Here is a 7263-nt window from a genome sequence, read left to right on the forward strand (position 1 = left end):
GTGATTAACGACTTCGAGCCCAAAGCAGACAGGTGCTCCGGTGTCTGATATGGTGCTTCCGAGATGCTGACCTCATGAGGATTGAGATGGCAGCGCCAGAAGAAAGACTGCGTGAACTCGGATTGAGCTTGCCCGCCGCTGCCAAGCCGCCTGTAGGCGTGCACCTGCCGTTCGCATTCGTTAACATTCGGGGTGACCGTCTCCTGTTTTCTGGAAGCCCCAAGACCGCAATGGACGGCAGTATTGCAGGTCCATATGGCATGGTCGGTGCTGAGCTAACAACTGAACAAGCCTATGATGCAGCTCGCGAAATTGCACTTTCGGTGTTGGCAAACATTAAAGCTGAAATTGGTGACCTGTCCCGGATTGTCGGCTGGACACGAGTTTTCGGAATGGTCAGCTCGAGTCCCGGCTACACCGAGCAACATTTGGTGGTAAATGGATTCAGCGATCTCGTAGTGGAAGTGTTTGGACCAGAGGTGGGCCGACATGCGCGATCGGCAATTGGTGTTTCGGGGCTGCCGTTGGGTTTCGCGATGGAAATCGAGGGCGAAGTGCAGATTTGTCCGTAAGCACGAGCGACTGCTTCGCTCGCATTGCGACCGTTCACGCCAAGCAGAGCGAATGATGGCACTGAGCCCATTGTGGCCCGGCTCATGTTGAGCAGAGGTTCGACTCAGTCCCCGAGGCGCAGAAGCCCAAGAATCGCGCTAAGACGGCAGATCATGGGCGCTGCATAGGTGTTTCGGTTAACGCGTCCCAGGCGTCTTCCTGCGTTCGCGCGGCCTGCAAGCTGTCCCAAACCTCTGCCACAAAGGGGTCGGCCGCGGCCATCTCGGAGACAAGCGCGTCCCAGGCAACCCGGAGGCTGTCCAGGGTCTCGGGGCTGTAAAGTCGGACCTCCACGCCCTGTTCCGCCATTTGCGCGACGGCAGCGGCTTGTGAGTATTCCATCTTCAAGACCGAACGCATTGCGTTGGTTCTGGCCGCCATGTCGATGATCGTGCGTTGACTGTCTGTCAGGCCGTCCCAAACGTCGCGGTTGATGACCAACTCAATCATGGTCGAGGGTTGGTGCCAGCCGGGGAAATAGTAGTACGAAGCCACTTGTGGAAAGTTCAGCGCAAGATCCACCTGGGGAAAGCTGAACTCGGTCCCGTCGATGTCGCCACTTTCAAGCGATGGAAAGATCTCTCCGCCAGCGCTCAGCACGGTATCCGCCCCAAGGCTCGCCAGCACTTCCGAGGCCAGCCCCGTCCAGCGCAGCTTGAGCCCGGCAAAATCGTTGGCCCCATGGATGGGTGTGTTGAACCAGCCGCCCGATTCCATGCCGGTGAAGGTGATTGGCATAGTCACGAGGTCAAAGCCCGCATCGTCATACATGCGCTGATTGAGCTCGATCCCGCCGCCTTCGTAGAACCATGCCATATAATCGAGCGCCTGCGGCCCGAACGGCATCGACGTGAAAAACGACGCGACGGGCAAGGACCCATGAAGGTAGGCCGCAGCGGTATAGCCCGCTTGGATCTCGCCGTAAGAGACCGCCTGTTGAATGTCGAACGGTGGGACAATCGCGCCAGGTTCCGCCAGCTCGATCTGGATCGTCCCGCCGGAGGCTGCCTCGACATCTGCTTCAAACTGCCGGATCGTGTCGACGACCGGAAGGCTGGTCGGAAAAGCCGATTGCAGTGTGATTGTGACATCTTGTGCATGGCTCGGCCCGCTCATGGCCAAAAAGGGTAAGGCAGCCAGGGCCAGCTTGGTCATCTTTGTCATGTCGTCCTCCGGGGCTGTGGCGTTAGTTTTTAGGGTGCGTGATTGTCGATGCGGCGGATGTTTTCGAGATGTGGATCAAAACGGCCTCCATTATCCTTGAATTTACACGCATTCGTTCAAGATCAAACTGCAGCTTTAGCCCGTAAAGCTGACCTGGCTTTGATGTCCGAGCGCGGCACCCTTTGCTGGAAAAGGCTGTGTCGGGCGGGCGATCATTAATAAGTTGACATTAGGCCGACCCGACAGGCCAATGGTCCTGTTCACTTGCGATCGGACCAAACCGGAATGACCCCCAACGTCAAAGGTGCCCTGTTGATGATGGGCAGCATGGCCGCGTTTACCGTGAACGACACGTTCGTGAAGGTGGCGCTGCAGGAATTGCCGCTGTTCCAACTGGTTGCGATGCGTGGGGTTCTGGCCACTGGGTTGATCTTTTTTCTCGCTCGGTACCTTGGTGCGCTGCATCTGAATTTTCCGAGTCATGACAAGTGGTTGATCGCCATCCGCTGTGTTGCCGAACTGGCGGCCACCTTCTTTTTTCTGACCGCTCTGAAGAACATGCCGCTGGCGAATGTGACGGCGGTTTTGCAGGCCCTGCCGCTGACGGTCACGCTGGGGGCGGCGCTGTTTTTCTCGGAACAGATCGGCTGGCGGCGGATACTGGCCATTGGCGTCGGCTTTGCCGGGATGCTGCTGATCGTACGCCCGGGGCCGGACGGGTTCAGCCTTTATGCCGCCTACGCGCTGGCGGCGGTGATTTCGGTGACAGTGCGCGATCTGATCACGCGTCGGATGTCGGCGCAGGTGCCTTCGATGGTCGTTACGCTGGCCGCATCATTGTCGATCACGCTAACCGCCGGCTTCGTCTCGGTCTTCGAGGGGTGGTCACCTGTATCGCCCGGCGGCGGCGTGCTTGTGGCCTCGGCGGCGGTGTTTGTTCTGGTGGCTTATCTGTGCAGCGTCATGGTCATGCGCGAAGGCGACGTTGGGTTTATTGCCCCTTTCCGGTATTCCAGCCTGCTTTGGGCGCTGGGGCTGGGTTGGGCCGTTTTCGGAGAGTGGCCGGATGTGATCACCATGCTCGGGGCCGCCTTGGTCGTGGCCGCTGGGGTGTTCACCCTGTTCCGCGAACGCTCACATCAGGCGGCAGAGTGAACCTGTCGGACCACGTTCTGATCAATGGCGAAGCGAGCGATGAACTCGCCCTCCTGCTCGGGGGTCAGGGGCAGCAATTCCTTGGTGTTGTTCCGCGCGCCTCTGGAGTCGTTGAAGCCGTTCAGGGATCGTACCCACATCGGCGCATCCGGGTAGCTGACAACGGGCATGAAGCGACCGACCCTGTGGTGGGTGAAGCTCATGATCGTCTGTTTGCAGCCCCCCCGGACATGCATACCGAGGCCGACCCCGAGTAGCGGTTTGAACGTCTCGGTCGCCAAAATCCCCTCGGCGTTCAGGCGGGCGAAAAACCCTTTGTTGAAGTCTATCCCGACCAGTCGATGCCGATCCATCAGTGCCTTGCTGTCCCGCGCTGCCTCGCGCAGGCGTTCCACAAAATCGACGGACACGGCATCATCGTCATCATGCCGGAATTGCAGGCAAGGCTGGTCGGGACGGGTACGGGCCTCGTTCAGGATGTCTTTCATGACATGCCGGTGGCGTTTGTCTGTATCCGATGATCTTTGCACAATCCGCACCTGTTTCACGTCTGTGGTCAGGTCTTGCAGCCGGTCAAAGGCCGGTTTGGGCAGGCAGTGGCCGACCACGACCAGCAGCTCAAAATCCTCGTCCGTATGTTCGCGAAAGCAGGGCAGGGTCGAGGATTCAAACAGGCGGAATCGCTCTTCCAGCCGCTCAGGGCTGTAAAGAAACCTCCGCCGGTCCTTCAGCGTTTCATGTTCGGTCTGAAAGCTGCCAAGGGCCGGAAAGGAAAACCGGCAGAGCCCTATCACTTGCATGCGTCATCCAATGTCCGAAGTCTGCGCGCACTATGCCGGGGCGGCCCGGAACCCGCAACGGTGGAAGGGGCCTGCAGGCTTTGATAAATCAGCGCAATCCGGCCCAGGGGGCACACGGTGCCAAGTGCTGTTGACACGCGCGCCGACTCCCCCTATTACGCGCGACATCTCGGTACCGGGGGCCGCCCCATAACCGATTTCAGTAATGAACTGGTCAAGGCCCGGACAATTTTGCAGTTCGCGCCCTCTGATAACAAACCGCGACGTTCACCTCGGAATGGGAACGCTCGCGGGTTTTGCGCTTGTGGACGCATGAGTGCAGCGAAGTTTAACCGCACGCAGCCCGCGTGCATGTCATGTGTGTTGCAAAACGGGGAAGAAACCGGAATGCCAACTATTCAACAGCTGATCCGCAAACCGCGGCAGCCCAAAGTAAAACGCTCGAAGTCCATGCACCTGGAGCAGTGCCCGCAGAAACGCGGCGTCTGCACCCGTGTATATACCACCACACCGAAAAAGCCGAACTCGGCGATGCGTAAGGTTGCCAAGGTGCGCCTGACCAACGGGTTCGAGGTCATCTCGTACATCCCCGGTGAAAGCCACAACCTGCAGGAACACTCGGTTGTTCTGATCCGTGGCGGCCGTGTGAAAGACCTTCCCGGTGTGCGTTACCACATCCTGCGCGGTGTTCTGGATACTCAGGGCGTCAAAGATCGTAAGCAACGCCGTTCGAAATACGGCGCGAAGCGTCCCAAGTAAGAAGGAGAGGCTGATATGTCACGTCGTCACGCCGCCGAAAAACGCGAAGTCCTGCCTGACGCCAAATTTGGCGACAAGGTTCTGACCAAATTCATGAACAACCTGATGATCGACGGCAAGAAGTCGGTCGCAGAGCGCATCGTCTACAACGCCTTTGACCGCGTTGAGAACAAGATCAAGCGCGCACCGGTCGAAGTGTTCCACGAAGCGCTCGACAACATCAAACCGTCGGTCGAGGTTCGCTCGCGCCGGGTTGGTGGTGCAACTTATCAGGTTCCGGTCGAGGTTCGCCCCGAGCGCCGCGAAGCACTGGCCATCCGCTGGCTGATCACTGCTGCGCGCGGCCGCAACGAAAACACCATGGAAGAACGCCTCGCCGGTGAACTGCTGGACGCTGTACAGTCCCGCGGTACCGCCGTGAAGAAGCGCGAAGACACCCACAAGATGGCCGAGGCGAACAAGGCCTTCAGCCACTACCGCTGGTAATTCAGAGGCTTATCAAAAATGGCACGCGAATATCCGCTCGAACTATACCGTAACTTCGGTATCATGGCGCACATCGACGCAGGTAAGACCACCTGCTCGGAGCGTATCCTGTATTATACTGGTAAATCCCACAACATCGGTGAGGTGCACGATGGTGCAGCCACCATGGACTGGATGGAGCAGGAGCAGGAACGCGGCATCACCATCACTTCGGCTGCGACCACCACTTTCTGGGAGCGCACCGAGGACGGTCAGACCGCCGATACCCCCAAGCACCGCCTGAACATCATCGACACCCCCGGCCACGTTGACTTCACCATCGAAGTCGAACGCTCGCTGGCGGTTCTCGACGGTGCCGTCTGCGTTCTGGACGCAAACGCCGGTGTTGAGCCCCAGACCGAAACCGTGTGGCGTCAGGCTGACCGCTACAAGGTTCCGCGGATGGTTTTCGTCAACAAGATGGACAAGATCGGCGCAGACTTCTTCAACTGCGTCAACATGATCGAAGACCGCACCGGCGCACGTGCTGTTCCGGTTGGTATTCCGATCGGCGCCGAGTCCGAGCTGGAAGGCCTGGTTGACCTGGTCACCATGGAAGAATGGCTGTGGCAGGGCGAAGACCTGGGCGCAAGCTGGATCAAAGCTCCGATCCGCGACAGCCTGAAAGACATGGCTGACGAATGGCGCGGCAAGATGATCGAAGCGGCCGTCGAAATGGACGACGACGCGATGATGGAATACCTGGAAGGCAATGAGCCCGACGTTCCGACCCTGCGCGCCCTGCTGCGCAAAGGCACTCTGGACATCGCGTTCGTTCCGGTTCTGGGTGGGTCTGCGTTCAAGAACAAAGGCGTTCAGCCCCTGCTCAACGCTGTGATCGACTATCTGCCCAGCCCGCTGGACGTTGTTGATTACATGGGCTTCAAACCCGGCGACGAGGAAGAAGTTCGTGACATCGCACGTCGCGCAGACGACGACATGGCCTTCTCGGGTCTGGCGTTCAAAATCATGAACGACCCCTTCGTTGGCTCGCTGACCTTCACCCGGATCTACTCGGGCACCATGAACAAGGGTGACTCGATCCTGAACTCGACCAAAGGTAAAAAAGAGCGCATCGGTCGTATGATGATGATGCACTCGAACAACCGGGAAGAGATCGAAGAAGCGTTTGCAGGCGACATCATCGCGCTGGCGGGTCTGAAAGACACCACCACCGGTGACACCCTGTGTGACGCGAAGGATCCGGTGGTTCTGGAAACCATGACCTTCCCCGATCCGGTGATCGAGATCGCGGTTGAGCCCAAAACCAAGGGCGACCAAGAGAAGATGTCCCAGGGTCTGGCCCGTCTGGCCGCCGAAGATCCGTCCTTCCGTGTGGAAACTGATCTGGAATCCGGTCAGACCATCATGAAGGGCATGGGCGAACTTCACCTGGACATCCTGGTTGACCGCCTGAAGCGCGAGTTCAAGGTTGAAGCGAACATTGGTGCACCGCAGGTGGCCTATCGTGAAACCATCTCGATGCCGGTCGAGCACACCTACACCCACAAGAAACAGTCGGGTGGTTCGGGTCAGTTCGCGGAAGTCAAGCTTGAGATTCAGCCGACCGAGCCGGGCGAAGGTTACTCGTTCGAAAGCCGCATCGTTGGTGGTGCCGTTCCGAAGGAATACATCCCGGGTGTTGAAAAGGGCATCAACTCGGTCATGGACAGCGGCCCGCTGGCTGGCTTCCCCGTGATCGACTTCAAGGTTGCCCTGCTGGACGGTAAGTTCCACGACGTTGACTCGAGCGTTCTGGCGTTCGAAATCGCATCGCGGATGTGTATGCGTGAAGGCATGCGCAAAGCTGGCGCCAAGCTGCTGGAACCGATCATGAAGGTCGAAGTGATCACCCCGGAAGAATATACCGGCGGTATCATCGGCGACCTGACCTCGCGTCGTGGCCAGGTCTCTGGTCAGGAACCACGCGGCAACGCCATCGCGATCGACGCGTTCGTTCCGCTGGCGAACATGTTCGGCTACATCAACACTCTGCGTTCGATGTCGTCTGGCCGTGCCCAGTTCACCATGCAGTTCGACCACTACGATCCGGTTCCGCAGAACATCTCGGACGAGATCCAGGCGAAATACGCGTAAGCGAAGATTTGAGGGAGCCCGGTTAGCGGGCTCCTGTCATTACCGACAAAGGAGGCCATCATGGCAAAGGAAAAGTTTGAGCGTACAAAACCGCACGTCAACATCGGCACGATTGGCCACGTTGACCATGGTAAAACGACGCTGACCGCAG

At 58.6% G+C, this 7263-nt stretch carries 8 protein-coding genes; 6 read left to right on the top strand and 2 right to left on the bottom strand.

Annotated elements, in window-relative coordinates; all coding sequences use genetic code 11:
* Positions 1-86: 86 nt before the first annotated feature.
* Positions 87-572, top strand: a complete 486-nt coding sequence (locus ACR0NJ_RS04510; RefSeq protein ID WP_480815931.1) for a RidA family protein — start codon at positions 87-89, stop codon at positions 570-572.
* Between the two features lie 151 nt (positions 573-723).
* Here the strand turns inward: ACR0NJ_RS04510 and ACR0NJ_RS04515 are convergent, their stop codons facing one another.
* Entirely contained in the window at positions 724-1776 is a 1053-nt protein-coding gene (locus ACR0NJ_RS04515) for a TRAP transporter substrate-binding protein (protein WP_480815932.1), read from the bottom strand.
* 285 nt (positions 1777-2061) lie between these two features.
* Here ACR0NJ_RS04515 and ACR0NJ_RS04520 point away from each other — a divergent pair, with 285 nt between their 5' ends.
* A complete protein-coding gene (locus ACR0NJ_RS04520) occupies positions 2062-2931 on the top strand; it encodes a DMT family transporter (RefSeq protein WP_480815933.1) in 870 nt (289 codons plus the stop codon).
* On the opposite strand, the gene ACR0NJ_RS04525 is transcribed toward ACR0NJ_RS04520, so the two are convergent.
* Complete coding sequence (locus tag ACR0NJ_RS04525; protein WP_480815934.1) at positions 2916-3731, bottom strand: putative rhamnosyl transferase; 816 nt, start codon at positions 3729-3731, stop codon at positions 2916-2918. The two genes, ACR0NJ_RS04520 and ACR0NJ_RS04525, sit on opposite strands and share 16 nt — an antisense overlap.
* A 387-nt stretch (positions 3732-4118) precedes the next feature.
* On the opposite strand from ACR0NJ_RS04525, the gene rpsL reads away from it, so the two are divergent.
* The 4 genes from rpsL to ACR0NJ_RS04545 form a co-directional block, all read left to right on the top strand.
* Positions 4119-4490 carry a 30S ribosomal protein S12 gene (gene rpsL, locus ACR0NJ_RS04530; protein WP_005621086.1) on the top strand — a complete coding sequence of 124 codons (372 nt, stop codon included), beginning with the start codon at positions 4119-4121 and terminating at the stop codon, positions 4488-4490.
* Between the two features lie 15 nt (positions 4491-4505).
* Positions 4506-4976: a 30S ribosomal protein S7 gene (rpsG, locus tag ACR0NJ_RS04535; RefSeq protein WP_039529242.1), complete on the top strand. Its 471-nt coding sequence runs from the start codon at positions 4506-4508 to the stop codon at positions 4974-4976.
* 18 nt (positions 4977-4994) lie between these two features.
* The gene (fusA, locus tag ACR0NJ_RS04540; RefSeq protein WP_480815935.1) at positions 4995-7112 is read left to right on the top strand and encodes an elongation factor G; all 2118 of its coding nucleotides are present in this window, start codon (positions 4995-4997) and stop codon (positions 7110-7112) included.
* A 60-nt stretch (positions 7113-7172) separates the two neighbouring features.
* Positions 7173-7263, top strand: a 91-nt coding sequence (locus ACR0NJ_RS04545; protein ID WP_215675807.1) for a GTP-binding protein, incomplete at its 3' end; no start/stop codon positions are given.

This window comes from Ruegeria sp. F11 (assembly GCF_056533855.1).